A 25,843-nucleotide genomic window follows, 5' to 3' on the forward strand; every position below is an offset into this window, starting at 1 on the left:
GGAGGTGATTCGGCTGCGGCAACCGGTTCGGCATGTGTACATTCGCCACGACGGTCGCTGGAGCCAGTACGCCGGGGGGACTTCCGCCAGGTCTGTTCCTGGGTGCGTGCAGTGAGCGGCCGAGCGCGTGGTTCGGAGCAACCACGACCACGGCGCCGCAAGGGCGCGGGCATCGAATCTTCCGATCGACACAGGGAGGACAACCGCATGACATCCGCCGAAGATCCGGTGCGGGGGGCATCGGGTTCTGAGGGCTTCGCGATCGTCGGTTACGCGGCCCGGTTTCCGGGCGCGGCGGACGCGAACGAGTTCTGGCAGGTGCTGCGGGACGGCAGGGACGCGATATCGGAGGTGCCCGAGGATCGCTGGGACGCCGAGGAATTCTTCGACCCGGATCCGGACACGCCCGGGAAGGTGGTGACCCGTCGCGCGGGTTTCGTCGATGACGTAACGGGCTTCGACGCGCCGTTTTTCGGGATGTCGACGCGCGAGGTCCGGCTGATGGACCCGCAGCACCGGCTCTTGCTGGAGACGGCGTGGCGCGCGGTCGAGCATTCGGGCACCGCGCCAACGGCTTTGGCGAACACCAACACCGGCGTGTTCATCGGCCTGGCCACCCACGACTACCTGGGAATGGCATCGGGCGAACTGACTTTCCCCGAGATCGAGGCCTACATGGCCATCGGGACGTCGAACGCGGCCGCCGCGGGCCGGATCAGCTACCGATTGGGGCTGCAGGGCCCATCGGTCGCCGTCGACACGGCGTGCAGCTCGTCGTTGGTGGCCATCCATCAGGCCTGCCAGGCGCTGCGGCTGGGGGAATGTGACCTCGCGCTGGCCGGCGGCGCGAACGTCATGCTCACCCCGGCGACCATGATCACCTTCTCGCACGCCCACATGCTGGCGCCCGACGGCCGCTGCAAGACGTTCGATGCGGCCGCGGACGGCTACGTGCGCGGCGAGGGTTGCGGCATCATCGTCGTCAAGCGGCTCGAGGACGCGCTCCGCGACGGCGACCGCATCCGGGCCGTGATCCGGGGCAGCGCGATCAACCAGGACGGCGCATCGGGCGGTTTGACGGTGCCGAACGGTGTTGCTCAGCAACGGGTTATCGCCGAGGCGCTGCAGCGCGCCGGCGTCGCACCCAGCGAGGTCGGATACCTCGAGGCGCACGGGACCGGGACGTCGCTGGGCGATCCGATCGAGGCCCAGGCCGCGGGCGCGGTGCTCGGTGAGGGTCGCGAGCCGGGCCGGCCGTTGTTGATCGGGTCGGCAAAAACGAATATCGGGCATCTGGAGGCCGCCGCCGGGATCGCGGGCGTGATCAAGGTCATCCTCTCGCTCGAGCACGAGTTGTTGCCGCCGCACCTGCACTTCCGCAATCCGTCGCCGCACATCCCGTGGGACCGGCTCGCGCTGCAGGTCGTGCAGGAGGCCACACCGTGGGAGCGCAACGGCCGGCGACGCATCGCGGGTGTCAGCTCGTTCGGGTTCGCCGGGACCAACGCGCACGTCATCCTGGAAGAGGCGCCCGATGCGGTGGGTCAGATCGACCCGACACCGGTCGAGGTGTCCGAGGACCGGCGGTTCAGCCTCCTGCCGCTGTCGGCGCGCACGCCCGCCGCGCTGGTGCAGATCGCCGAGCAGTACCGCAGCTGGTTGAGCACCCACCCGGAGGCCACGCTGGCCGACGTGTGCTTCACCGCTGGGGTGGGGCGGGCGCACTTCGAGCACCGCGCCGCACTGGTGGTCAACTCGAAGGAATCCGCCGGCGAGTTGCTCGGCGCGCTCGCGGACGACCGCCCCGCGCCCGGTCTGGTCCGCGGCACCTCCGATGACACGCCGAAGACGGCGTGGCTGTTCACCGGTCAAGGCAGCCAGTACGCGGGCATGGCCCGCGAGCTGTTCGAGACCGAGCCGGTGTTCGCCGAGACGTTGACGCAGTGCGCGGCGGTGGTCGCCGACCGGCTCGAAAAGCCCTTGCTGGACGTGATTTTCGACACGGACGGCCCGGACGGCGAAGAGACGCTGCGGCAGACCGCCTACGCCCAGCCGGCCCTGTTCGCGGTGGAGATGGGCCTGGCCCGGCTGTGGCAGTCGTGGGGCTTCGAACCGAGCGTGGTGCTGGGCCACAGCGTCGGCCAGTACGCGGCGGCCTGCGTGGCGGGCGTGTTCAGCCTCGAGGACGGGATGCTGCTGATGGCCGAGCGCGGCCGCCTGTTCGGCAGCCTGCCGGCCGGCGGCCGGATGGTGGCGGTCTTCGCCGCCGCCGAGCGCGTCGAGAGCCTGACCGACGAGTTCCCGAGCCTGTCGGTGGCCGCCTACAACGGCGCCAACACCGTCCTGTCCGGACCCGCGCACGATCTGGAGCAGGCGGTGGCCGGGTTGACGGCCGACGGTGTCCGGTGTGACTGGCTGGACACCAGCCACGCGTTCCACTCGGCGCTGCTGGATCCGATTCTCGATGACTTCGAGGCGTACGCGAACCGGTTCGAGTTCGGCTCGCCGCAACGGATGTTGGTGTGCAACCGCACCGGCGCCGCGCTCGGCCGGAGCGTGAAACTCGATGGCGCCTATTGGCGTCGCCACGCGCGCCAACCGGTGGAATTCGCCAAGAGCGTGCGCACCCTGGCAGATCTGGGTTGCAAGGTGTTGCTGGAGATCGGCCCGCAGCCGGTGCTCACGGCCGCGGCGCTGCGGGCATGGCCCGACACGGTCGCCGCGCCGCGGGCGATCGCGTCGTTGCGCCGAAACACCGCCGACCGCCGCCAGATCACCGAAGCCCTCGCCGACGCGTACGTCCTTGGCCACCTGCCCGACTTCGCCGTCGTTTCCGGGCCCGCGCGCAAGCTCGACCTACCGACCTATCCGTTCCAGCACCGCGAGTACTGGTATCGGGACAATCGGGAGCGCCCGAACCAGCAACAGCACACCGCCGTGAGCAGCCAAGCCGTCCAGTTGCTCGAGGACGGCCGGATCGAGGAACTCGCCGCGCTGGTCGACGGCGAGAGCGCCGACCAGCAGACCCTGCGGGTGCTGACCAAGCTTGCAGCCCAGCACAATCGGCAGCGCAAGACGCAGTCGATCGCGGATGCGCGTTACGAGATCCGTTGGGAGCAGTCCACCGGGCGCGGCGGGGTTTCGGAGGCGCCGGACGCGGCGGCCACCTGGCTGCTCATCGGCGACGACGCCGATGCGGTCGCACCATTGGTCGACGCGCTGACCGCCCGCGGCCACCAGCACCGGATCCTCGGGCTGCCGGTATCCGACGCGGACGAGCAACGGCTCGAGGCCACGCTGCGCGAAGCGGCGGAAGACGAAGCGGCGCTGCGCATCCTGCTCGTCGCGGCCCTCGAATCCGACACCGCACCGTCGATGCGGTCGCTGCTGCGCATGCAGCACCGAGTCTTGGGCGGAACGCGACGACTCTTCCGCGCGGTCGTCGCCGCCGAACGGCGCATACCCATCTGGGTGGTGACCCGCGGCGCGCAACGCGTCACCGACGCGGACGTCGTGTCACCGGATCAGGCCTGCCTCTGGGGATTTGGCCGCGCCGCCTCGCTCGAGCACCCGCAGGTGTGGGGCGGGCTGGCGGACTTGGCGGGCGGCCGGGACAAGGCCGTCGACGAATGGTCGCAGTTGATCGACCAGGTCGTGACGGCGCCGCGCGGCTTCGCCGCCGGCGAGGACCAACTGGCCGTGCGTGATGGCGCCGTCTATGTGCCCCGGCTGGTCCGGCGGACCGAACAGCCGGTCGCCACACCGCCGGCGCTGCGCGACGACGCCACGTACCTGGTGACCGGGGGGCTGGGTTCGATCGGCCTGGAAATGGCCGGATACCTGGCGGCGCACGGCGCCCGGCATCTGGTGCTGACCAGCCGGCGCGCTCCGGGCGATGCCGCGCAGGGGCGCATCGCCGCCATCCGGGAACAGCACGGCTGCGAGGTCCGGGTCGTGGCCGCCGATGTCGGCGACATGCACGAGGTCGAGCGCCTGTTGGCCACCGTGCACGCCGAACTGCCGCCGCTGGCGGGCATCGTCCACGCCGCGGGCGAGATCGGAACCACCCCGCTGCGCACCCTGGACGACGAGGAAGTCGATCGCGTTTTCGCCGGGAAGGTCTGGGGCGCTTGGCATTTGAGTGAGGCCGCCGCCGATTTGCGGCTGGACTTCTTCCTGAGCACCTCCTCGATCGCCTCCGTGTGGGGCGGATACGGTCAGACCGCCTACGCCGCGGCCAACGCCTTCCTCGACGGGCTGGCGTGGCGGCTGCGCGAGCGTGGCGTGCCCGGCATCAGCGTCAACTTCGGTCCCTGGTCGGCGGGCATGGCGGACGCGCAGGCCCGCGCCCGGCTCGATCAGCGCGGGGTCCGGACGCTGTCCGCGGCCGATGCGCTGGCGGGGATGGCCGACCTCATGGCGGCTTCCGCGACCCAAGGGGTGGTGGCCCGGATCGGCTGGGACCGGTTCCTGCCGCTGTACCAGCAAGCCGGACGGCGAGCGTTCCTGGCGGAATTGGAGCGCGAGCTCCCCGACTCTGCGCCCGCGCCAACGCAATCCGGGAAGACCCAGCTGGTCGAACAGCTGACCAACGCCCCGGTGCAGCAGCGCAAAAAGCTGCTCACCGACCACCTGCGAAACGCGGTGGCGGAGGTGACCCGCGTCGACGTCGCGGAAATCCGCGAGGACGCCGGGTTCTTCGATCTGGGCATGGATTCGCTGATGGCCGTCGAATTGCGGCGCCGCATCGAGCAAGCGGTGGGCAAGGAGGTGCCGGCCACCCTGGCGATGGACCACCCGCGGCTGTCCGATGTGGTGGATTACCTGCTCGGCGACGTGCTCGGCCTCGGCGAGGCATCGGCGCAGTCGGGGCTCCAGCTCGCCTCGGCGGTCACGACGCGCACCGACGAACCGATCGCGATCGTCGCGGTGGCGTGCCACTTCCCGGGCGCGACCAATCCCGAAGCCTTCTGGGAGTTGTTGTCCGGCGGGGTCGATGCGATCTCGGAGGTCCCCGAGGATCGATTCGACATCGACGAGTTCTACGACCCGGATCCAGAGACTCCGGGCAAGATCTACAGCCGCTTCGGCGGATTCCTGGACGAGGTCGACGGATTCGATCCCGAATTCTTCGGCATCTCGCCGCGCGAGGCGATCTGGATCGATCCGCAGCAGCGGCTGATGCTGGAAACCGCTTGGGAGGGCCTGGAAAGGGCCGGGTACGCGCCGTCCGCCTTGCGCGGCAGCCGAACCGGCATCTTCGTCGGGGTGGGCGCCAACGAGTATTCGCATCTGCTGTCCGCGGACTCCGTCGACAAGCTCGAGCCGCAGTTCATCACCGGCAACGCGCTCAATGCCATCTCGGGTCGAGTCGCCTTCGCGCTGGGGCTCGAGGGCCCGGCGGTCGCGGTCGACACGGCATGCAGCTCGTCGCTGGTGGCGGTCCATCAGGCCTGCCAGGCATTGCACTCTGGTGACTGCGATCTGGCGCTGGCCGGCGGTGTGAACGTCCTGCTGAGTCCGGTGACCATCATCGCCGCGTCCCGCGCCCGAATGCTGTCCCCCGTCGGGCGATGCAAGACCTTCGACGCCTCCGCCGACGGCTATGTCCGCAGCGAGGGCTGCGGGATCCTGGTGCTCAAGCGGCTCAGCGATGCGGTGCGCGACGGCGATCGGGTCTGCGCGGTCATCCCGAGCACCGCGGTCAACCAGGACGGCGCGTCCAGCGGATTGACGGTGCCCAACGGCGGTGCGCAGCAACGGCTTATCAACACCGCGCTGGCCCGCGCCGGTCTGGCCGGCGGGGACGTCGATTACCTCGAGGCGCACGGAACGGGGACCCCGCTGGGCGATCCGATCGAGGTGCAGGCCGCGGCCGCCGTCTACGGTGCCGCCCGCGACGCCGACCGGCCGTTGCTGATGGGATCGGTGAAGACCAACATCGGCCACCTCGAATCGGCATCGGGGGTCGCCGGTCTGATCAAGGTCGTGTTGTCGCTGCAGCACGAAATGCTGCCGCAGAGCCTGCATTTCGAGAAGCCGTCACCGCACATCCCGTGGGACTCGCTGCCCGTGCGCGTGGTGGACAAGGCCACTCCGTGGCAGGCCAACGGCAAACCCCGGCGCGCCGGCATCAGTTCGTTCGGGTTCACCGGGACGAACGCGCACGTGCTGATCGAGGAGGCGCCGGCGCAGCCGGCGACGCCCGACGAATACTCGACGGGCGACGCCTTCTCCGAGGTCGCGGCGGCATCGGAATCGGACGCTCAAGAGGAAACGGTCGGCCTGCTGCCGCTGTCCGCGCGGTCACCGGAGGCGCTGGTGGCGCTGGCGCACCGGTACGAGGAATGGCTGAACGCCCACCCGAAGGTGGACATCGCCGACGTGTGCGGCACGGCCGGGGTCGGTCGTTCACACTTCGAGCACCGGGCCGCGCTGGTGGTGGATTCGGTCCAGGGCGCCCGCGAGCTGCTGGCCGAGCTGGCCGAGAACCGGCTGCGGCCGGGGGTGGTGCGCGGCGAGTGCACCGACCGGCCCACGACGGCATGGTTGTTCACCGGACAGGGCAGCCAGTACCCGGCGATGGCCCGCGAGTTGTTCGACGCCGAACCGGTTTTCGCGGACACCGTGACGCGCTGCGCGGACGCGGTGGATTCGATCCTGCCGCGGCCGTTGCTCGAGGTGCTTTTCGCGACGGACCGGGAAACCGGGGAACTGTTGCGGCACACGTCCTTTGCGCAGCCCGCCCTGTTCGCCGTCGAGATGGGCCTGGCCCGCCTGTGGCAGTCCTGGGGCGTCGAGCCGGATGTGGTGCTGGGGCACAGCGTGGGCCAGTACGCGGCGGCGTGTGTGGCCGGCGTGTTCAGCCTCGAGGACGGCGCACGGCTCATCGCCGAGCGCGGCCGGCTGTTCGGCAGCCTGCCCGACGGCGGGCGAATGGTGGCGGTGTTCGCCGACGCCAAGTACATCGAGGAGATCGCGGGCGAGTTCCCGCGCGTGTCGGTCGCCGCGTACAACGGCCCCAACACGGTGCTGTCCGGGCCGGGGGAGGACCTCGAACAGATCGTCGCGAGGGGCGGCAACGACGGGATCCGGTGCACCTGGCTGGAGACCAGCCACGCCTTCCACTCGGAGTTGCTGGAGCCGGTGCTCGGTGAATTCGAGTCGTACGCAGAGCACTTGCAGTTCGCGGTGCCGACGTTGCCGCTGGTGTGCAACCGCACCGGCGCGGTGCTGACCGCGGACACCCCGCTGGACGCGCAGTATTGGCGGCGGCATTCCCGCCAGCCGGTGCAGTTCGCCGAAAGCGTGCGCACCGTGGCGGCGCTGGGCTGCTCGGTGTTGATGGAGATCGGTCCGCAGCCGGTTTTGACCGGTGCCGCGGTGCAGGTCTGGCCGGAACACCTGGCCGCGCCGCGCGCGATCGTCTCGCTGCGCAAGGGCGTCGCCGACCGCCGCCAGATCGCCGAGGCGCTGGCCGGGGCGTACGTCAGCGGCCATCGACCGAAGTTCGCGGCGCTGCATCGGCAACCGCGCCGCCGGCTCGAGCTGCCCACCTATCCCTTCCAGCGGCGCAGCTTCTGGCCCAAGACGGCCGGCGGTGTTCCCGGCCTCGACGGCCAGATCGCCTCCGTGTCCGGAATCCTGGGCAGTGCAAAGGATCTCGCCTCGGGCGACTGCGTCTACACCAGTCGGCTGTCGGTCAAGTCGCAACCGTGGCTTTCCGACCACGTCATCTATGGCACCGTCGTCGTCCCGGGGGCGACGTACGCCGCCATGGCGCTGGCCGCCGTCGGGCCGCCGGGACGGGTGCGGGACGTCTTCTTCTACGAGCCGATCATCCTGCCGGAGAAGGCCTCTCGTGAGGTGCAGCTGACGCTGCATCCCCAGGAGGACGGCTCGCCAAATGGGGAGGCGTGGAGCTTCCAGGTGCACAGCCGCCCCTACGGCGCCCGCGACGCCGAATGGTCGCTGAACGCCGACGGCACCGTCGTGACCGGCGTCGAGGCCGATCCGGCGGACCCCGCGGAGCCCGTCGACGCGGCCATCGAGCGGATGAACCGCATGCGCCCGCAGGAGCTCTTCGAGACCTTCGCCGACATGGAGCTGGCGTGGGGGCCGAACTGGTCCGGTTCGTTGAAGTCGTTGTGGCTCGGCGAGGGAGAGGCGATCGGCGACATCACCGTCGGCGACGAACTCGCCGAACATCTCGGAACCGAGCCGATGCATCCGGTGCTGCTCGACCTGTGCACCGGTGTCGCCTTCCCGGCGTTCCCGGCGCTTCTCGCGGCCGAGCAGGGCGTGAGCGAGCTGTTCTTGCCGCTGCGCTACGGCGCGGTGGAGTTGCAGGAGAAGATGCCGCGGCGGTTCTACTGCCGCGCGAAGTGGCACACCAGCGGCCTGGACAGCGAAACCCAGGTGTTCGACCTGGACTTCGTCGATCGAGATGGGCGCCGCCTGGGCGGGATTCGCGAGTTCACGGTCAAGCGCGCGCCCCGGGAGGCGCTGCTGCGCGGGCTCGGCGGCGACGCCACCCGGCTGCTCTACGCCCTCGGCTGGCACGAGGTTCCGCCACCGGCACCGAGCGGTGACGGCGCCGGGATCGGCACCTGGCTGATCGCCGGATTCGCGGAGCTGGCGGCCCAGGTGCCGGGCTGCATCCCCGTTGACCGGGGCCCGGACGCGGAGTCCCTCGGGCAGGTGCTGGCGCAGGCGCAGGAGCGCGGCATGCCGTTCTCCGGCATCGTCTGGCGCGCCACCGGACCGAGCGCGGACGAATCGACCGCCGAATCCGTCACCCGGCTGGAGACCGAGATCTCGCAGCTGCTCAGCGCCGTTCACACCCTGCAGGCCGATGGGGCGCTGAAACTCCCGGGCGGGTTGTGGATCGTCACCGAGCGGGCCGTCGCGACCGAATCCGGCGAAGCCGTCGACCCGGTGCAGGCTGCGCTGTGGGGGCTCGGCCGCACCATCGTCAACGAGGAACCGGCCCTGCGCTGCAGGATGATCGATTGCGACGGATCCGAGCAGGCCGTACGCTCGCTCGCCGGTCTGCTCGGCGAACCGTTCGACGAACCGGAATTGGCTGTGCGCCAAGGGAAGTTCCTGGCGTCCCGGTTGTTGCAGTGGTCGCGCAGCGGCCACCTCGCGATACCGCGGGCAACCGATTACGTGCTGGCGCCCACCGAACGCGGCGCGATCGACAACCTGCGCCTGACCGAGAAGGACGTGTTGCCACCGGACGACGGTTACGTGCAGGTGCGCGTGGAGGCCGCCGGGCTGAACTTCCGCGACGTGCTCAACGTGCTCGGCCTCTACCCGGGCGATCCGGGCCCCATCGGTGGCGACTTCGCCGGCGTGGTCACCCAATTGGGCGGCGGCGTCACCGGACTCGAGGTCGGACAGCGCGTCTACGGCTTCATGCAGGGCGCGTTCTCCAGCCGGTTCAACGTGCCGGCCCTGTTGCTGGCGCCGATTCCCGCTCGGGTGAGCGCCGTGGAGGCGGCGACCATTCCCGCCGCGGCGCTCACGGCCCGGCTCGCCTTCGACTGGGCGCAGCTGCAGCCCGGCGACAAGGTGCTCATCCACGCCGCCAGCGGTGGCGTCGGGCTGGCCGCCATCCAGATGGCCCAGCAGCACGGCGCGACCGTCTTCGCCACCGCCAGCACCTACAAGCGCGCGACACTGCGCAGGCTGGGAGTCGAACACGTCTACGACTCGCGCACAACGGACTTCGCCGATCAGATCCTCGCCGACACCGACGGCGCCGGCGTCGACGTGGTGCTCAACAGCCTGACGAACGAGGGCTTCGTCGAAGCGACCGTGCGGGCCACCGCCCAGAACGGGCGGTTCGCCGAGATCGCGAAGCGGGACATCTGGACGCATGAGCAAATGGCGGCGGCCCGTCCCGATATCGCCTACGAGATCGTCGCGCTCGACACGGTGACCTTCCAGGAGCCCGAGCGCATCCGCGGCTTGTTGGGTGAGGTGTCGGCCGGGCTGGCCGAGGGCCAGTGGGCGCCGCTGCCCGCGGAGATCTATCCGCTGACCGAGGCGAAGACGGCGTTTCGCCGGATGCAGCAGGCGCGGCACGTCGGGAAGATCGTGCTGCAGATGCCGAACCCGCTGCAGCCGCGCGGCGATCGGAGCTATCTGATCACGGGTGGGCTGGGCGCAGTCGGCCTGCACACGGCGGCGTACCTGGCCCAGCTCGGTGCCGGCGACATCGTGTTGACCAGCCGCCGCGAACCCGACGCCGACGCGCGACGCGCGATCGAGGACATCACCGAGCGCTACCGGTGCCGCGTCCACACCATCGCCGCGGATGTCGGCGAGGAATCCGAAGTGGCACAGCTGCTGGAGCGGATCCGCGCGGAGTTGCCGCCGCTGGCCGGCGTGGTGCATCTGGCGGGCGTGCTCGACGACGCGTTGCTGTCGCAGCAGAACCTGGAGCGCTTCCGGAAGACGCTGGCGCCCAAGGCGTTCGGTGCCTGCTACCTGGACCGGTTGACGAAGAGCGACGACCTGGACTTCTTCATCGTGTCGTCCTCGGTGTCCAGCCTGCTCGGTTCACCGGGGCAGGCCAACTACTCGACGGCCAACGCGCTGCTCGACGGGCTGGTCGCCCGGCGACAGGCGCAGGGCTTGCCGGCGACCGGTGTCAACTTCGGTCCCTGGGCCAAGGGCGGCATGGCGTCCTCGGAGGCCGCACGCGCCAACATCGGTGCGCAAGGCCTCATTCCGCTGGAGCCCTCGGCCGCGCTGGCCGCCCTCGCCGAGGCGGTCGCCAACGGAGCCGCGCAGGCAACGGTCATCAAGGCCAACTGGCAGCGTGCCGCGAAGGTGCTGGGTAGTTCTCGTCCACCGATCCTCGACCTGGTGCTGCCCAGCGCCGCCTCGGAGACCGCCGGTGACAGCGAGCTGCTGCGGCAACTGCAGGAGATACCGATCGCCCAGCGCGCCGCTTTCATCACCGAATTCCTGCAGCGTGAGGTACAGGGTTTCCTGCGGCTTGCGCAACCACCCGCCGCAACCAGCCGATTCCTCGACCTCGGTACGGATTCGCTGATGGCGGTCGAACTCCGCAACCGGCTGCACAGCCAGTTCGGTGGCGCGTTCACGATCAACGCAACCGCGGTGTTCGACTACCCGACGATCGGCGGCCTCGCCGAGTACCTCGCCGGTCAGCTGCCGGAGCCCGAGTCGGACGCGGGCGAGGCGGAATCGGTTGCGGCGCCGGAGGAGCCGAGCGCGGAACCGCCGAGCCCGGAATCGGTGGCGGCGCCGGAGCCGGTTGAAGCGAGCGGGTCAGTCGCTGATATCGAATCCGGCGATGACCTTGGTGGGTCGTAGGCGCACCACCAATTCGCCGGGAACGGCGTTGCGGCGGCCGAACTCGTCGGCGCGGTCGGCACCCATGTAGCGGGCGCCGGTCCGCGTCGCGATGTCCAGCACGTCCTGCGGGTCCTCGCTCACCGACGCCAGACCCTGCACCTGGACGAAGGAGTACGGCGGGTGGGGATCGTCCACGCACATAACGATCCGTGAATCACGCGCCAGGGCACGGCCTTTCGAGGTGTCCCGGCCGGTGTTGAACGCCAACTGACCGTCGTCGACCACGAACCACACCGGGGCGACCAGCGGCCGGCCGTCCGCGGCGACGTAACCCAGCATCCCGGTGCGGGTCCCGGCCGACAGAAACTGGACGACCTTCTCGGACAGCCCGGCCATCGGCTACAGCCGGGCCAGGTCGTATTCGCCGAGGCGGTCGATCAGGTTGTGCAGGTGGTCTCCGGAGGTGCCCAGCGTGTGCTCGATCGCGGTGAGCCGCGCGGCGTAGTGGCTGACCGGATATTCCGCCGTCACACCGATCCCGCCGTGCATCTGGATGGCCTCCTGCGCGATGTGCCGTCCGGACCGGCCGATCTGGACCTTGGCGCGCGAGGCGACCACCGGGTCCAGGTTGCCGTCGGCGATCGACATCGCGGCGTACAGGCTCATGCTGCGCGCCAGTTCCAGCGACACGTACATGTCCGCGGCCCGCTGGGTGAGGGCTTGAAACTTGTTGAGCGTGACGCCGAATTGCTTGCGCGTCTTGAGGTAGTCGGTGGTCAGGCGCAGCGCCTCCTCCATCGCCCCGACGGCTTCGGCGCACAACGCCGATTGGATGCGCACGATGGCGTCGCGGATGGCCTGCGAGGCGTCTCCCGCTTCGCCGAGCGGTTCCGCGGCCGCGCCGTCCAGATCGATCTGGGCGCCGCGCTGACCGTCGAACGTGGGGTAGGGGTGGCGCCGCACGGCGTCCGCGTCGACCAGGAACAGGCCGGTGCCGCCGTCGGGCAGCGCGGCGCTGACCACCAGCGCGTCGGCGCAGTCACCGGCGAGCACCGGGTTCTTGCGCCCGGTGAGCGCCCACGAATCGCCTTGCCGCACAGCGGCAGTGGTGACCGCGGCGGTCGGGTTGCGGTGCCCGGGTTCCAGATGGGCGAAGGCCAGCAGCCGTTGCCCGGCGGCGACCTCGTCGAGCTGTTGTTTCTGCGCGTCGCTGCCCAGCTCGGCGATCAGCGCACCCGGCGCGAGCGCACCGTGCAGGATCGGTTCGGGGGCCAACCGGCGGCCCACCTCCGTGAGCACCACCGCGATCTCGATCTGGCCGGCCTCTTCCGGTTCGAACCCGAGGCCCAGGATCCCGGTGTCGGCGAGCTGACTCCACACCTCGCGGCTCCAGCCGAGATCGGAGCCGATGACCTTGTTGCGGCTCTCCGGGTCGTAGGTGCGCGACAGCAGGTCGCGGGTCGTGTCGCGCAGCAGGGCCTGCTCGTCGCTCAACTGAAAGTCCATGACTGCCTCACAATCCGAGAATGGTGGACGCGATGATGTTGCGCTGCACCTCGCTGCTGCCGCCGTAGATCGACGTCTTGCGGTAGTTGAGGTAGTGGGGGGCGCTGTGCTGCGCCCACTCCGGTGACGCGATGTCATCACCGTTGACCGGCAGCGCGTCCGGGCCGGCCACCTCGACCAGCAGCTCGGTGGCGATCTGCTGCAGTTGGCTGCCGCGCAACTTGAGCACCGACGACGCCGGGTTGGGCTGCCCATCCGCGGAGTCCGAGACCACCCGCGACTGCGTCAGTTCCAGCGCCAGCACCTCGTTTTCGGCCTCCGCGAGGCGCGCCGCGAACAGGGGGTCGTCGAGCAGGCCGGTTTCGGTGGCGCGCTTCTTCACCTCGGCCAGGCGCACCTTGGTGCGGCCCACCCCGGCGATGCCGGTGCGCTCGTTGCCCAGCAGGAACTTCGCGTACGTCCAGCCCTGATTCTCTTGCCCGACAAGCTGATTGGCGGGCACCCGGACGTCGGAGAAGAACAGTTCGTTGATCTCCTGGCCGCCGTCGATCGTCTTGATGGGTCGCAGCGTGATGCCCGGCGTCTTCATGTCGAAGAGCAGGAAAGAGATGCCGGCCTGCCGCTTGGGCGCCTGAGGGTCGGTGCGCACCAGGCAGAAGATCCAGTCCGCGTACTGGCCGAGGGTTGTCCAGGTCTTCTGCCCGTTGACGACGTAGCTGTCGCCGTCCCGGACCGCGGTGGTGCGCAGCGACGCCAGGTCCGAGCCGGCCTCGGGCTCGGAGAATCCCTGGCACCACCAGATGTCGAGGCTCGCCGTCGGCGGCAGGAAGCGTTGTTTGATCTCCTCGGAACCGAATTCGGCGATCACCGGGCCGACCATCTTGGTGTTGAAGTTCAGCGGCTCGGGCACGCACGCCAGTTGCATTTCGTCGGCCCAGATCTGGTGCTGGGTGGGCGTCCAGTCCTTCCCGCCCCATTCCACCGGCCAGTTCGGCACCGCCAGCCCGTGCTCGTGCAGGATCTTATGGCTGGTGACGATGTCCTCGCGGCGCACCGACGCCGCCCCGGCGCGCACCCGCTCGCGGAGCTCCTCGGGGATCTTCGTGGTGTAGAAGGTGCGAAGCTCATCGCGGAACGCGGCTTCCTCCGGTGTCAGCGCCAACTGCATGGCAGCCTCCTTTGGTCGAGGTGACCGCCGATCGGGCGCACCCCCGCGTCGCCGACCGGCGGGCGGCGGGGAGCCGGCAGTCTTGACTTGCACGTTAGGCGCACAGCGCCGTCAGTCGTTAGCCGGGGGCTGCACCCGGGCCCGGCCGCGCCGGCGCCGCCCCCTCACCGTCGGCGCCGCCACCACACAATGCCGATGACCGCGGCGCCGGCAAGTACGCCGATCATCGCCAGCCGCGGTGCGGCGGCCCGGGCTCTGTCGGCGACGTTGAGCTTGCCCGAAATCGCCTCGACGGTGGCGCCGAGTTGATCGCGAGTCTGCTCGATGTCGGCCTGTAGGTCATGGACGCTGGCGTCAGGACCGAGTGCCGGGGTGCCGGGACCCCGCGGCCGTTCAACTCCGGTCATGGCGGGCGTCTTTCACTTTCTGGACGTCTTGCTTGACGTTGGCGACGGTGAGGGGCGCCGCCGGTGCGACGTGGTCGGCCTGGCGCTTACTGAGCAGCGCCGCCGCCCCGGCGGCGGCGAACAGCGCCGCGCCGACGATCAGGGCGGCCGCCCACACCGGCAGTGCCAGGGCCACCGCGGCAATGCCCGACGCGATCAGGCTGGCAAACCCCGCTAGCGCGAGTATTCCGGCCACGCCGAAGAGCCCCGCGCCAACACCTGCGCGTTTCGCCGATTGCTCGAGTTCTTTTTGTGCCAAGTGCATTTCGTCCCGAACCAGGCGCGACAGTTGTGCCGAAAGCTGACTCATCAGCTCGCCCATCGAGGCGTCGGACGTCGGCTTTGCCTCCGTGCTCATAGCGGCTGGCTACCCCCGCATGCGCAGGCCAAACCTGGCGGAGGCCGCCGGGAGACCGCTTTTGCACAGCCCCGGATTGGTCCACATGCCGGCGGGCGGCGCCGTCGTGCGCGGCCGCGGTGGCGGTCGGCGCGCCTACGGTCGGCGCATGCGAACAGAACTGCCCGCCGAGCGGCTGCAGCGCCGGCTCGGCGCGGACCCGGACGCCGACCCCCACGCCCACTCCGCGGACGAACCGGGCTCGGACCGCGACGCCGACGAGGACGACCAGAACTCGCTGCTGCCGCGGTGGCTACCGGACACCGCCGAGAGCCGCGGCTGGATGGCCAGGGTGCGCGCCGACCCCGGCCGCGCGGGCGCGATCGCGTTGGCGATCGTGGCCGCGCTGGCCGTGCTGGTCACGGTGTTCACCCTGATGCGTGACCGGCCCGCGCCGGTGATGTCGGCCAAGCTGCCGCCGGTGGAGAAGTCCGGGACGGCCGGCCCGCGATCCTCGGCGACCCCGGGCGCCGGTCAGCCGGCCGGTGGCGATCGACCGGTGGTGGTGAGCGTGGTCGGCCTGGTGCACGCGCCCGGGCTGGTCACGCTGGCGCCCGGCGCGCGCATCGCCGACGCGCTGCAGGCCGCCGGCGGCGCGGTGAACGGCGCCGACACCATCGGGTTGAACATGGCCCGCCCGGTCGGCGACGGCGAGCAGATCGTGGTCGGGCTCGCTCCCGCGCCCGGACAGCCGACGGCGCTGGGCAGTTCGGTGGCCTCCGGCACCTCGCCGGCGCCCGGGCCACGGGGACCGGCGTCGGGGACGGTGAAGCCGAAGCCGGGCGAGGCGCTCGACCTCAACACCGCGACCGTCGAGCAGCTGGACGGGCTGCCCGGCGTCGGACCGGTCACCGCCGCCGCGATCGTGGCGTGGCGGCAGGCCAACGGCAAGTTCACCAGCGTCGACCAGCTCGCCGACGTCGACGGCATCGGTCCGGCGCGGCTGGAGAAACTGCGCCCCCTCGTCCGTGTCTGACGCCGGTGCGTCGACCGGGCGAGGAGTCGGCCGGCGCGGACGTCGATGTGCGGCTGGTGGCGCCCGCGCTCACCGCCTGGGCGGTGACCGCCGCGGGGATCTGGTGGCCGATCGGGCGGGCCCTGGCGGCCTGCTGCGTCGTGCTGGTCGCCGCGGCCGCGCTGGCCCGGCGCGCGGCCCGCGGATCCGGCCGGCGGCGGCTACCCGCGCTCGCCGCGGGTGTGGTCGCGGCCGGTGTGGTGGGGGCGGGATTCGGGTTGGCGATCGGGCTGCGTGCCGACGCGGTAGGTCGCCACCCGATCACCGCGGCCTTCGGCACGGCCGCCCCGGTGACGGTCAGCCCCACCGAGACCGCGCTGTCCCTCGGCAGCGGCCGGGTGATGTTTCGTGCCAACCTGCGTCGGCTGCGCGACGACGCGGCGTCCGGCCGGGTGGTGGTCTTCGCCCGGGCGTCGGACTTCGGCGACCTGATGGTGGGTCAGCCGGTGCGTTTCACCGCCCGCATCAGCCGGCCGGCCCGCCGTGACCTGACGGTGGCGGTGCTCAACGCGTCGGGCCGCCCGACGCTGGGCACCGCCGGCGCGGTGCAGCGGGCCGCTCACCACGTGCGCCGCCGGTTCGCCGCCGCGGCCCGCGACACCCTGCCGGCGGACCAGGCCGCGATGCTGCCCGCGCTGGTCCTCGGCGACACCGCCGCGGTCACCGGGGAGACCAGCCGCGATTTCCGGGCGGCGGGCATGACGCACCTGACCGCGGTGTCGGGCGCCAACGTCACGATCGTGTGCGCGGCGGTGCTGTTCTCGGCCCGGTTGATCGGCCCGCGCGCCGCCGTCGTGCTGGCCGCCGTCGCCCTGGTGGCGTTCGTCATCGTGGTGCAGCCGACGGCAAGCGTCCTGCGTGCCGCGGTGATGGCCGCGATCGCGCTGACCGCGATGCTGTCTTCCCGTCGGCGGCAAGCGATTCCGGCGCTGTCGGCCACGGTGCTGATCCTGCTGGCGGTCGCTCCGCAGCTGGCCGTCGACGTCGGCTTTGCGCTGTCGGTGCTGGCAACGGCCGCGTTGGTCGTCATCGCCCCAGCCTGGTCGCGGCGCCTGGCCGGCAGGGGCTGGCCCAAGCCGTTGGCGGACGCGATCGCCGTCGCGTGCGCCGCGCACGTGGTGACCGCCCCGCTGGTCGCGGGGATCTCGGGCCGGGTCAGCTTGGTGGCCGCGGCGGCCAACCTCGCGGTGGCGCCCGTGATCGCGCCGATCACCGTGCTGGGCAGCGCGGCGGCCGTCGGCTGCCTGCTCTGGCCCGCCGGCGCGCAGCTGCTGATCCGGTTCAGCGGGCCCGAACTGTGGTGGGTGTTGCACGTGGCCCGGTGGTCGGCCGGGGTGCCGGCGGCGACGGTGCCCGTGCCGGCCGGTGTGCCCGGCGTGGTGTTGGTCGCCGCGGGCACGACGCTGGCGCTCCTGGCGGCGGCGCTGCTGTGGCGGAGGCGCCGGTTTCGCCGGGCGCTCGGGCTCGCCGGGTCGGCGCTCGCCGTGTGCTGGCTGGCCTGGTCGGTCTCCGACCTCGTGGCGATCGCGAGCGCGGCGTAGCCGGGCGCGGCGGGTCGCCACCATCGACCCGTGGCGATCGCGAGCGCGGCGTAGCCGGGCGCGGCGGGTCGCCACCATCAACCCTCGTCGCACCTACGTGACACCATCGTGGGGTGAGCGAGGCTGTGCACCACCTGCACCTGGTGTTGGGGGACGAGGAGCTGCTGGTCGAGCGGGCGGTGGCCGACGTGTTGCGGTCGGCCCGCAAGCGCGCCGGCTCCTCCGACAACCCGGACGTCCCGGTGAGCCGGATGAGGGCGGGCGACGTGAGCACCTACGAACTCGCCGAACTGCTGAGCCCGTCGCTGTTCGCCGACGAGCGCATCGTGGTGCTGGAGGCGGCCGGCGAAGCGGGCAAGGAGGCGGCCGCGATGATCGCCGCGGCCGCCGCCGACGTCCCCACGGGCACGGTGCTGGTGGTGGTGCACTCCGGCGGCGGGCGGGCCAAGGCGCTGGCCGGCCAGCTGCAGTCGCTGGGCGCCGAGGTCCATCCCTGCGCGCGGATCACCAAGCTCAGCGAGCGCGTCGACTTCATCCGCAAGGAGTTCCGCGAGCTGCGGGTCAAGGTCGACGAGGAGACCGTGACCGCACTGCTCGACGCCGTCGGCTCCGACGTGCGCGAACTGGCCGCCGCGTGCTCACAGCTGGTCGCCGACACCGCCGGTGAGGTCGATGCCGCCGCGGTGCGCCGCTACCACAGCGGCAAGGCGGAGGTGAAGGGCTTCGATATCGCCGACAAGGCGGTGACCGGCGACGTCGCGGGGGCCACCGAGGCGCTGCGGTGGGCGATGCTGCGCGGCGAACCGCTGGTGGTGCTGGCCGACGCGCTGGCCGAGGCCGTGCACAGCATCGGCCGGGTGGGTCCGCTATCCGGCGACCCCTATCGCCTCGCCGGGCAACTGGGCATGCCGCCGTGGCGGGTGCAGAAGGCCCAGAAACAGGCCCGGCGCTGGTCGCGGGACACGGTGGCCACCGCGATGAAGGTCGTGGCGGAGCTCAACGCCAACGTCAAGGGGGCCGTCGCCGACGCGGACTACGCGCTGGAATCCGCGGTCAGGCGGGTTGCCGAGTTGGTGGCCGACCGGGGCCGCTGACGGGCCGGGGCGGCGGCTCAGATCTTGTTGAGGGCCCGCGCCAGGGCCGACTTCTTGTTGGCCGCCTGGTTCTTGTGGATGACGCCCTTGCTGGCCGCCTTGTCCAGCTTGCGGTTGGTCGACACCAGCAGCTCGGCGGCCTTCTCCTTGTCGCCGGAGTGGGCGGCCTCGCGGAACGCGCGCACGGCGGTGCGCAGCGAGGACTTGACCGCCTTGTTACGCAGACGGGCGCGCTCGTTGGTCTTGATGCGCTTTTGCTGCGACTTGATGTTGGCCACGCGTCAGTTCCTTCTTCAAGATCGGTGTTTTGCTCGGGCGCCCCACACCCGATCGCGACTGCCCAGGTTAGCAGTCGGTTACGTTTTCTCCCAAAAGGGGAAACCGTGGCCTGCCAGAACGTCGATTTGAGGCAGCATCTTCAAAGTGAGTCTTCCGAGCCAGCTTGAGGAAACCAGGCGGGGCCCGCGCGGCGCTGCCGGGCGCCCGGACGCGCGGGCCGAGCGCATCTTCGGCGGCTACGACGAGTCGGACGCCTACGCCGGCGTTTACTCGAAGGCCTTCGACGAGATGTTCGACGCCCAGGGCACCGTGCGCGGCCCCTACAAGGGCATCTACGCCGAGCTCGCGCCCTCCGACGCCTCCGAGCTCAAGGCCCGCGCCGAGGCGTTGGGCCGCGCGTTCATCGACCAGGGCATCACGTTCTCGCTGTCGGGCCAGGAACGGCCGTTCCCGCTGGACCTGGTGCCCCGGGTGATCTCGGCCGCCGAGTGGAGCCGGCTGGAGCGCGGCATCACCCAGCGGGTCAAGGCCCTCGAGATGTACCTCGACGACATCTACGGCGACCAGGAAATCCTGAACGACGACATCATCCCGCGCCGCCTGATCACGTCCTGCGAGCATTTCCACCGGCAGGCCTTCGGCATCGTCCCGCCCAACGGCGTCCGCATCCACGTCGCCGGCATCGACCTGATCCGCGACGAAAAGGGCAACTTCCGCGTCCTCGAGGACAACCTGCGCTCACCGTCGGGCGTGTCCTATGTGATGGAGAACCGGCGCACCATGGCGCGGGTCTTCCCCAACCTGTTCGCCACCCACCGGGTGCGCGCCGTGGACGACTACGCGTCGCACCTGCTGCGCGCGCTGCGCAACTCCGCGGCCACCAACGAGGCCGATCCGACCGTCGTCGTGCTGACCCCGGGCGTGGCGAACTCGGCCTACTTCGAGCATTCGCTGCTGGCCCGGCAGATGGGCGTCGAGCTCGTCGAGGGCCGCGACCTGTTCTGCCGCGACAACCAGGTGTACATGCGCACCACCGAGGGCGAGCGCCAGGTCGACGTCATCTACCGGCGCATCGACGACGCCTTCCTGGACCCGCTGCAATTCCGCGCCGACTCCGTGCTGGGCGTGGCCGGCCTGGTCAACGCCGCCCGCGCCGGCAACGTCGTCATCTCCAGCGCGATTGGCAACGGCGTGGGCGACGACAAGCTCGTCTACACCTACGTGCCGACGATGATCGAGTACTACCTCGGCGAGAAACCGCTGCTGGCCAACGTCGAGACCTACCGGTGCTGGCTGGACGACGAACGCGAAGAGGTGCTGGACCGGATCGACGAGCTGGTGCTCAAGCCGGTCGAGGGGTCGGGCGGCTACGGCATCGTGTTCGGCCCGGAGGCCTCCGACAAGGAGCTGGCCGCGGTCGCCAAGAAGGTCCGCGACGACCCGCGCAGCTGGATCGCGCAGCCGATGATGGAACTGTCCACCGTGCCGACGCAGGTCGGCAGCACGCTGGCGCCCCGCTACGTCGACCTGCGGCCGTTCGCGGTCAACGACGGCAACGACGTGTGGGTCCTGCCCGGCGGGTTGACCCGGGTCGCGTTGGTCGAGGGCTCGCGGGTGGTCAACTCCAGCCAGGGCGGCGGCTCGAAAGACACCTGGGTGCTGGCGCCGCGCGCCGCGCCCGGCGCCCGGGAGCTGGGCGCCGCCGAGGTCGTCCGGTCGCTGCCGAAGTCCATCCCGGACCCGGTGCTCGACGGCGCGCCGCGGCTGTCCCAGCAGCAGCCGCAGCCGACGGGCATTCCCGACGAGCAACCGCAGCAGCAACAACAACAGAGGATGCGCTGATGCTGGCCCGCAACGCCGAGGCGCTCTACTGGATCGGTCGCTACGTCGAGCGCGCCGACGACACCGCACGGATCCTCGATGTGGCGCTGCACCAGCTGCTCGAGGATTCCAGCGTCGACCCGGACCAGGCGTCCCGGCTGCTGTTGCGGGTGCTGGGCATCGACCCGCCGGACCACGACCTCGACGTCTGGTCGCTGACCGACCTGGTGGCCTTCAGCACCAACGCCTCGGGCGGCTGTTCGATCGTCGACGCCATCACGGCGGCGCGGGAGAATGCGAAGTCCGCCCGCGAGGTGACGTCCATCGAGATCTGGGAATGCCTCAACACCACCTACCACGCCCTAGCCGAACGCGAACGCGCCGCCAAACGCCTTGGGCCCCATGAATTCCTGTCGTTCATCGAGGGCCGGGCCGCCATGTTCGCCGGCCTGGCCGATTCGACGCTGTCGCGCGACGACGGATACCGCTTCATGCTGCTGGGCCGCGCGATCGAGCGGGTCGACATGACGGTGCGGCTGCTACTGTCGCGGGTCGGGGACAGCGCGTCGTCCCCGGCGTGGGTCACGCTGTTGCGCTCGGCGGGCGCGCATGACACCTACCTGCGCACCTACCGGGGCGTGCTCGATGCCGGCCGGGTGGTCGAATTCATGTTGTTGGACCGCCTGTTTCCGCGCTCGGTGTTCTACTCGCTGCGGCTGGCCGAACACAATCTCGAAGAGCTGCTGCACAACCCGCAGAGCCGCATCGGCTCCACCGCCGAGGCGCAGCGCCTGCTCGGGAAGGCCCGCAGCGAACTGGAATTCGTGCAGCCCGGCGTGCTGCTCGAGTCGCTGGAGAACCGCCTGGCCGGCCTGCAGCGCACCTGCAGCGACGTCGGAGAAGCGTTGTCGCTGCAGTACTTTCACGTCACCCCGTGGGTGGCATGGTCGGACGCCGGCCAGCGCGCCCGGCTGGTCGCCCGCCAAGGCGAACCCTGATGTGGCGGTTGCGGGTGGTGCACACCACCGGCTACGCCTACCAGTCGCCGGTCACCGCCTCGTACAACGAAGCCCGCCTGACCCCGCGCTCGGACACCCGGCAGAACGTGATCCTCAACCGGGTCGAGACCATCCCCGCGACGCGCTCGCACCGCTACATCGACTATTGGGGCACCGCCGTCACGGCTTTCGACCTGCACGCCCCGCACAGCGATCTCACGGTGACGTCCTCCTCGGTCGTCGAGACCGAGCGGGGGGAGCCGGCGCTGTCGGAGGTCAGCTGGAGCGACCTGCACTCCGCGGCCGTGATCGACCGCTTCGACGAACTGCTGCGCCCCACCGCGCACACCCCGACGAGCAAACGCGTTGTGTCCCTGGCCAAGAAGCTCGCCAAGTCCTACGACCCCGCCGAGGCCGTCGTCGCGGCGGGCAAGTGGGTGCGCGACGAGCTGGACTACCTGCCCGGCACCACCGGCGTGCACTCGTCGGGGCTGGACGCGCTGAACGAGGGCAAGGGCGTCTGCCAGGACTTCGTGCATCTGTCGCTGATGGTGTTGCGCGGCATGGGAATTCCCGGGCGCTACGTGTCCGGCTATCTGCATCCCAAACGCAACGCCGTCGTCGGGGACACCGTCGACGGGCGCAGCCACGCCTGGATCCAGGCCTGGACCGGGGGCTGGTGGAATTTCGACCCCACCAACGACACCGAGATCACCGAGCAGTACGTCAGCGTGGGCGCCGGGCGCGACTACACCGACGTCTCCCCGCTCAAGGGCATCTACTCCGGGGAAGGGGCGACGGACCTGGACGTGATCGTGGAGGTCACCCGGCTGGCCTAGCCGGGCGAACCGTGCCATAGCCGGGGTGCACGTGCGGCGTCAGGCCCTGCTGCTGCGCCAACGTGGCAAGGAGTTCACGCAGGGTGTCGTATTGTTCGCTGTCGAGCGCGGAGGCGAACCGCAGCTCGTGCTGGCGCGCGATTTCGGAAAGCTTGCGCATCAACCTCTTTCCGGCCGCCGTGAGGTAGAGGGCGTGCAGCCTGCGGTCGTCGGGATTGCGGCGCCGCTCGATGTAGCCGCGGTCCTCGAGCTCGTCGATGTAGACGACGACGCGGCTGGGCAACATCCCCAACTGAGCGCTCAGAGCCTGCTGACTGCGGCCCGGTTCGGCGGCGATGGCGCGCAGAATTCCGGCGTGCGGAGGGGTCAACTCGATCGTGGCCACCTGGTCGGCGAACAGCGCCGCCGCGTGATGACCGAGTTGAGCCAAGAGGAAGGCGACTCCGTCGGGACGGTCGCCTGCGGCGGATGACACCGTCACATCATAGCGGGTGCGAATGATTCTTCGCGTGAATCGTTCGGGCCTTGTAAAGTCCACATCTGCGGCATATCGTTCACGTCATGAACGATTCACCGACAGATGGAACTCGGCCGGTCGCCGCCCGCCGCGAGCAGGGTGGACCGCCGTTGGTGTTGCTCTCCGTGGTTTGTCTGGGATTGCTGTTCGGCGGCACTGCGATCGGCGTCGCGTTAGGCGGCATGCCGCCGTTGCCCTACGGGCCGGCGACCGCGGTCGTGGCGTACGTCCGCGCCCGGGCCGTCGCGGTGCACGTGATCGCCACCGCGGTCTTCGCGTCGTCGGTGCCGTTGGCGATCTATACGGCGACGGCCAGCGCCCGGCTGCGGCAGCTGGGCGTCACCGCCCCGGGCGCCACGATCGCCCTCGCGGGCGGGACCCTGGCCGCGGGCGCGCTGGGCCTGGCCGGGTTGCTGGGTTGGACGCTGTCGAGGCCGGACGTCAGCGCCGACGCCACTTTGGTTCGCGCCGTCTACTACCTGGTGTTCCTGGTCGGCGGACCCGGTCACATCGTGGCACTGGGCCTGCTGGTGGCGGGCATGGCGGTGCCCAGCCTCATCCTCGGATTGACGCCGCGCCCGCTGGCCTGGGCCGGACTGGCGATCGCCGCGCTCGCCGAATCGACGACGTTCGTGTTGGTGTGGCCACAGTTGGGGCCGATCCTGCCCGTAGCTCGGGTCTCGGCGTTGGTGTGGCTGGTGGTGGCCGGTGCGCTGCTGCCGTTGCGGCGCACCGACGTTCGGCGCAAGACGGCTACGGCCGCGGGGTGACCTCGACCCGAAGTAGGTCGTCGCCCAACTCGATCCGGCCGCCGAACTCGGCGGCGGCCAGCGCGCGCCACTGTTCCTCCTGCCCGGGCACCAGCGCCGGCACGTAGTGCGTCATCACCAGGGTGCCCACGCCCGCCCGGGCCGCCGTGGCCGCGGCCTCCTGCACCGACGAGTGGTAATCGCAGATGTCCTGTAGCCGCTGCTGCGGGATGTTGACGACGATGTCCTTGCGGATCACGGTGTGCACCAACGCGTCGGCGCCGCGGGCCAGTTCGTCCAGGCCGTCGCACGGCACGGTGTCGCCGGCCAGCACCACCGAGGCGCCACCGGAGTCGATGCGGAAGCCGACGGTCGGCGCCACCGGCCGGTGATCGGTCGGCGCCACCCGGATCGACACCCCGTCGCGGTCCCACGCCGGGCCCTCGGTGTATTCGTGCACCTCGACCGCGGGCGGATCGTTGAGGTCGGCGTGGTGGGCGATCCGGTAGCCGATGTCATGGCCGAACGCCTTCAGCGTCGCCTCCACCGTCTCCGCGGTCCCGGGCGGTCCGATGATCGGCAGCGGCGCCGGGTCGGGCGCGAACGTGCTGATCCACCGGGTGATGAGCAGGTCGCCGAGGTCGCCGATGTGGTCGCTGTGCAGGTGGGTGAGCAGCAGCGCCGACAGCCCGGCCGCGCCGACGCCGACCGCGGCCGCCCGCTGCAGCACGCCCCGCCCGCAGTCGATCAGGAACACCTGCCCGCCGGCGCGCACCAGGGTGGACGGCCCGGCGCGGTTGGGGTCGGGAATCGGGCTTCCTGTTCCCAGCAAAGTGATCTCGATCATCGTCCTATCCTCGCAAGCCGCGACCGAGCGCAATGGCGATTGACCGATCCGGGTTTGGGCCCGGAATCGGAGGGTATGGGAGCGTCCGGTTCCGGTTCTCGTGGTGGCTTTCCCGGCGCGCGAGTAAGCCGTAGCCTGGTGTGAAGCGGATCACAACCGGCTGGAGGCCTGATGCGGATTGCGGACGTCTTGCGGAACAAGGGCGCGGCGGTGGTGACGATCAACCCGGAGGCGACGGTCAAGGAGTTGCTCGCCGGCCTCGCCGAGCAAAACATCGGTGCCATGGTGGTGGTCGGCGACGACGGCGTCGTCGGCATCGTCTCGGAGCGCGACGTCGTGCGCCAACTGCACACGCACGGCGCCAGCGTGCTGTCCCGGCCGGTCTCGAAGATCATGACCGCCAACGTGGCCACCTGCACCAAATCCGACACGGTCGACTCGTTGAGCGTGCTGATGACCAAGAACCGGGTGCGTCACGTGCCGGTGTTGGACGGCAAGAAGCTGATCGGCATCGTCAGCATCGGTGACGTGGTGAAGACCCGGATGGAAGAGCTCGAGGCCGAGCAGCAGCAGCTGCAGTCCTACATCACGCAGGGCTGACCCGCCGCTGCGCCGTACGTGCTCTCAGGGCGGAAATTCCGCCGTTTTGCCGCCGTGGTGGCACGCTCGGCGAAGCGCTAGCTAGCTCCACGCGTATTCCGCGCGCAGCCGCGCGGCGATGACGTCGAAGATCTCGCGGTCCAGGATGGCGCCCTCGCGGCGAATGCTCTCCTCGGGCACGTCGAGCACCCGGTCCAGGCGGACCCAGCTTTCGCGGCCCTCGTAATCCCAGGCGCCGGCGCCGATCCCGACCCAATCCCGGTCGTTGGCGTGCCGCTCCTGGCTGGACACCACCAGTCCCAGCAGGACGCGGCGGTCGCGGCCGACCACCAGGACGGGCCGGTCCTTGCCGCGGCTGGGATCGTCCTCGTAGACCACCCACGTCCAGACGATCTCCCCGGGGTCGGCGCGGCCGTCGAGGTTCGGGGCGTAGACCAGCTTGCGCGCCCGCTGAGCGGTCGGGAAGCTGGCGCTGGTCACCGGCCGGCCGGCGGTGATGGCCACGGGCGGTTGCGGGGCGGCCGCGGCGATGACGTCCGCGGTGATTTTCACGGCGTGCTGAAGTTCCCGCGCGACGACCTGGGCGGTCTGCGCGTAAATGACCGCATTGCGGGCGAACCGCTGCAACGTCTTCCACTGGGATTTCCGGGGGGACGCCATAGTCGCAGCATAGACGCGGGCGGCCGGGTGCG

General features: G+C 70.6%; 18 protein-coding genes. 9 read left to right on the top strand and 9 right to left on the bottom strand.

Annotation, left to right across the window (positions count from 1 at the left end; genetic code table 11):
- Positions 1 to 207 precede the first annotated feature (207 nt).
- Complete coding sequence (locus AWB89_RS04615) at positions 208 to 11,352, top strand: type I polyketide synthase (RefSeq protein ID WP_085171899.1); 11,145 nt, start codon at positions 208 to 210, stop codon at positions 11,350 to 11,352.
- Here AWB89_RS04615 and AWB89_RS04620 read toward each other — a convergent pair.
- The 5 genes from AWB89_RS04620 to AWB89_RS04640 form a co-directional block, all read right to left on the bottom strand.
- Positions 11,308 to 11,730 carry a PPOX class F420-dependent oxidoreductase gene (locus tag AWB89_RS04620; protein ID WP_085171901.1) on the bottom strand — a complete coding sequence of 141 codons (423 nt, stop codon included), beginning with the start codon at positions 11,728 to 11,730 and terminating at the stop codon, positions 11,308 to 11,310. The genes AWB89_RS04615 and AWB89_RS04620 overlap by 45 nt on opposite strands.
- Before the next feature lie 3 nt (positions 11,731 to 11,733).
- Positions 11,734 to 12,840 carry an acyl-CoA dehydrogenase family protein gene (locus AWB89_RS04625; protein WP_085171903.1) on the bottom strand — a complete coding sequence of 369 codons (1,107 nt, stop codon included), beginning with the start codon at positions 12,838 to 12,840 and terminating at the stop codon, positions 11,734 to 11,736.
- A 7-nt stretch (positions 12,841 to 12,847) separates the two neighbouring features.
- Positions 12,848 to 14,008, bottom strand: coding sequence for an acyl-CoA dehydrogenase family protein (locus AWB89_RS04630; RefSeq protein WP_085171905.1), 1,161 nt, complete (start codon positions 14,006 to 14,008; stop codon positions 12,848 to 12,850).
- A gap of 164 nt (positions 14,009 to 14,172) precedes the next feature.
- The gene (locus AWB89_RS04635; RefSeq protein ID WP_085094483.1) at positions 14,173 to 14,415 is read right to left on the bottom strand and encodes a DUF3618 domain-containing protein; all 243 of its coding nucleotides are present in this window, start codon (positions 14,413 to 14,415) and stop codon (positions 14,173 to 14,175) included.
- Positions 14,402 to 14,812 (bottom strand): phage holin family protein, encoded by a 411-nt coding sequence (locus tag AWB89_RS04640; protein WP_085094485.1) that lies wholly within the window; start codon positions 14,810 to 14,812, stop codon positions 14,402 to 14,404. Before AWB89_RS04640 ends, AWB89_RS04635 begins: the two co-directional genes overlap by 14 nt.
- 148 nt (positions 14,813 to 14,960) lie before the next feature.
- Between AWB89_RS04640 and AWB89_RS04645 the strand changes: the two genes are divergently transcribed.
- The 3 genes from AWB89_RS04645 (at position 14,961) to holA (ending at position 18,501) form a co-directional block, all read left to right on the top strand.
- A complete protein-coding gene (locus AWB89_RS04645; RefSeq protein ID WP_085172005.1) occupies positions 14,961 to 15,827 on the top strand; it encodes a ComEA family DNA-binding protein in 867 nt (288 codons plus the stop codon).
- A gap of 47 nt (positions 15,828 to 15,874) precedes the next feature.
- On the top strand, positions 15,875 to 17,407 hold the full coding sequence (locus AWB89_RS04650; protein WP_085172007.1) for a ComEC/Rec2 family competence protein: 1,533 nt from the start codon (positions 15,875 to 15,877) through the stop codon (positions 17,405 to 17,407).
- A gap of 113 nt (positions 17,408 to 17,520) precedes the next feature.
- Positions 17,521 to 18,501, top strand: coding sequence for a DNA polymerase III subunit delta (holA, locus tag AWB89_RS04655; RefSeq protein ID WP_085171907.1), 981 nt, complete (start codon positions 17,521 to 17,523; stop codon positions 18,499 to 18,501).
- Positions 18,502 to 18,518: 17 nt separating this feature from the next.
- Here holA and rpsT read toward each other — a convergent pair whose 3' ends face one another.
- Positions 18,519 to 18,779, bottom strand: coding sequence for a 30S ribosomal protein S20 (gene rpsT / locus AWB89_RS04660; RefSeq protein WP_085094491.1), 261 nt, complete (start codon positions 18,777 to 18,779; stop codon positions 18,519 to 18,521).
- A 136-nt stretch (positions 18,780 to 18,915) separates the two neighbouring features.
- Between rpsT and AWB89_RS04665 the strand changes: the two genes are divergently transcribed.
- Genes AWB89_RS04665 through AWB89_RS04675 form a run of 3 tightly spaced genes read left to right on the top strand, consistent with a single transcriptional unit; the run spans position 18,916 to position 22,438 of the window.
- Positions 18,916 to 20,622 (top strand): circularly permuted type 2 ATP-grasp protein, encoded by a 1,707-nt coding sequence (locus AWB89_RS04665; protein WP_085171910.1) that lies wholly within the window; start codon positions 18,916 to 18,918, stop codon positions 20,620 to 20,622.
- On the top strand, positions 20,622 to 21,599 hold the full coding sequence (locus tag AWB89_RS04670; RefSeq protein WP_085094495.1) for an alpha-E domain-containing protein: 978 nt from the start codon (positions 20,622 to 20,624) through the stop codon (positions 21,597 to 21,599). Before AWB89_RS04665 ends, AWB89_RS04670 begins: the two co-directional genes overlap by 1 nt.
- The gene (locus AWB89_RS04675; protein ID WP_085171912.1) at positions 21,599 to 22,438 is read left to right on the top strand and encodes a transglutaminase family protein; all 840 of its coding nucleotides are present in this window, start codon (positions 21,599 to 21,601) and stop codon (positions 22,436 to 22,438) included. The genes AWB89_RS04670 and AWB89_RS04675 overlap by 1 nt, the downstream gene beginning before the upstream one ends.
- On the opposite strand, the gene AWB89_RS04680 is transcribed toward AWB89_RS04675, so the two are convergent.
- Positions 22,422 to 22,913 (bottom strand): MarR family winged helix-turn-helix transcriptional regulator, encoded by a 492-nt coding sequence (locus AWB89_RS04680; RefSeq protein WP_085172009.1) that lies wholly within the window; start codon positions 22,911 to 22,913, stop codon positions 22,422 to 22,424. The two genes, AWB89_RS04675 and AWB89_RS04680, sit on opposite strands and share 17 nt — an antisense overlap.
- Before the next feature lie 86 nt (positions 22,914 to 22,999).
- Here AWB89_RS04680 and AWB89_RS04685 point away from each other — a divergent pair, with 86 nt between their 5' ends.
- Positions 23,000 to 23,725, top strand: coding sequence for a hypothetical protein (locus AWB89_RS04685; protein WP_174627807.1), 726 nt, complete (start codon positions 23,000 to 23,002; stop codon positions 23,723 to 23,725).
- Here the strand turns inward: AWB89_RS04685 and AWB89_RS04690 are convergent.
- Positions 23,709 to 24,551, bottom strand: coding sequence for a ribonuclease Z (locus AWB89_RS04690; RefSeq protein WP_085171915.1), 843 nt, complete (start codon positions 24,549 to 24,551; stop codon positions 23,709 to 23,711). The two genes, AWB89_RS04685 and AWB89_RS04690, sit on opposite strands and share 17 nt — an antisense overlap.
- 171 nt (positions 24,552 to 24,722) lie before the next feature.
- Between AWB89_RS04690 and AWB89_RS04695 the strand changes: the two genes are divergently transcribed.
- Entirely contained in the window at positions 24,723 to 25,151 is a 429-nt protein-coding gene (locus AWB89_RS04695) for a CBS domain-containing protein (protein ID WP_085094500.1), read from the top strand.
- 81 nt (positions 25,152 to 25,232) lie between these two features.
- Here the strand turns inward: AWB89_RS04695 and AWB89_RS04700 are convergent, their stop codons facing one another.
- On the bottom strand, positions 25,233 to 25,811 hold the full coding sequence (locus tag AWB89_RS04700; RefSeq protein ID WP_085094502.1) for a type II toxin-antitoxin system PemK/MazF family toxin: 579 nt from the start codon (positions 25,809 to 25,811) through the stop codon (positions 25,233 to 25,235).
- Positions 25,812 to 25,843: the final 32 nt, after the last annotated feature.

The sequence above is a fragment of the Mycobacterium paraense genome (assembly GCF_002101815.1).
Lineage (GTDB): Bacteria > Actinomycetota > Actinomycetes > Mycobacteriales > Mycobacteriaceae > Mycobacterium > Mycobacterium paraense.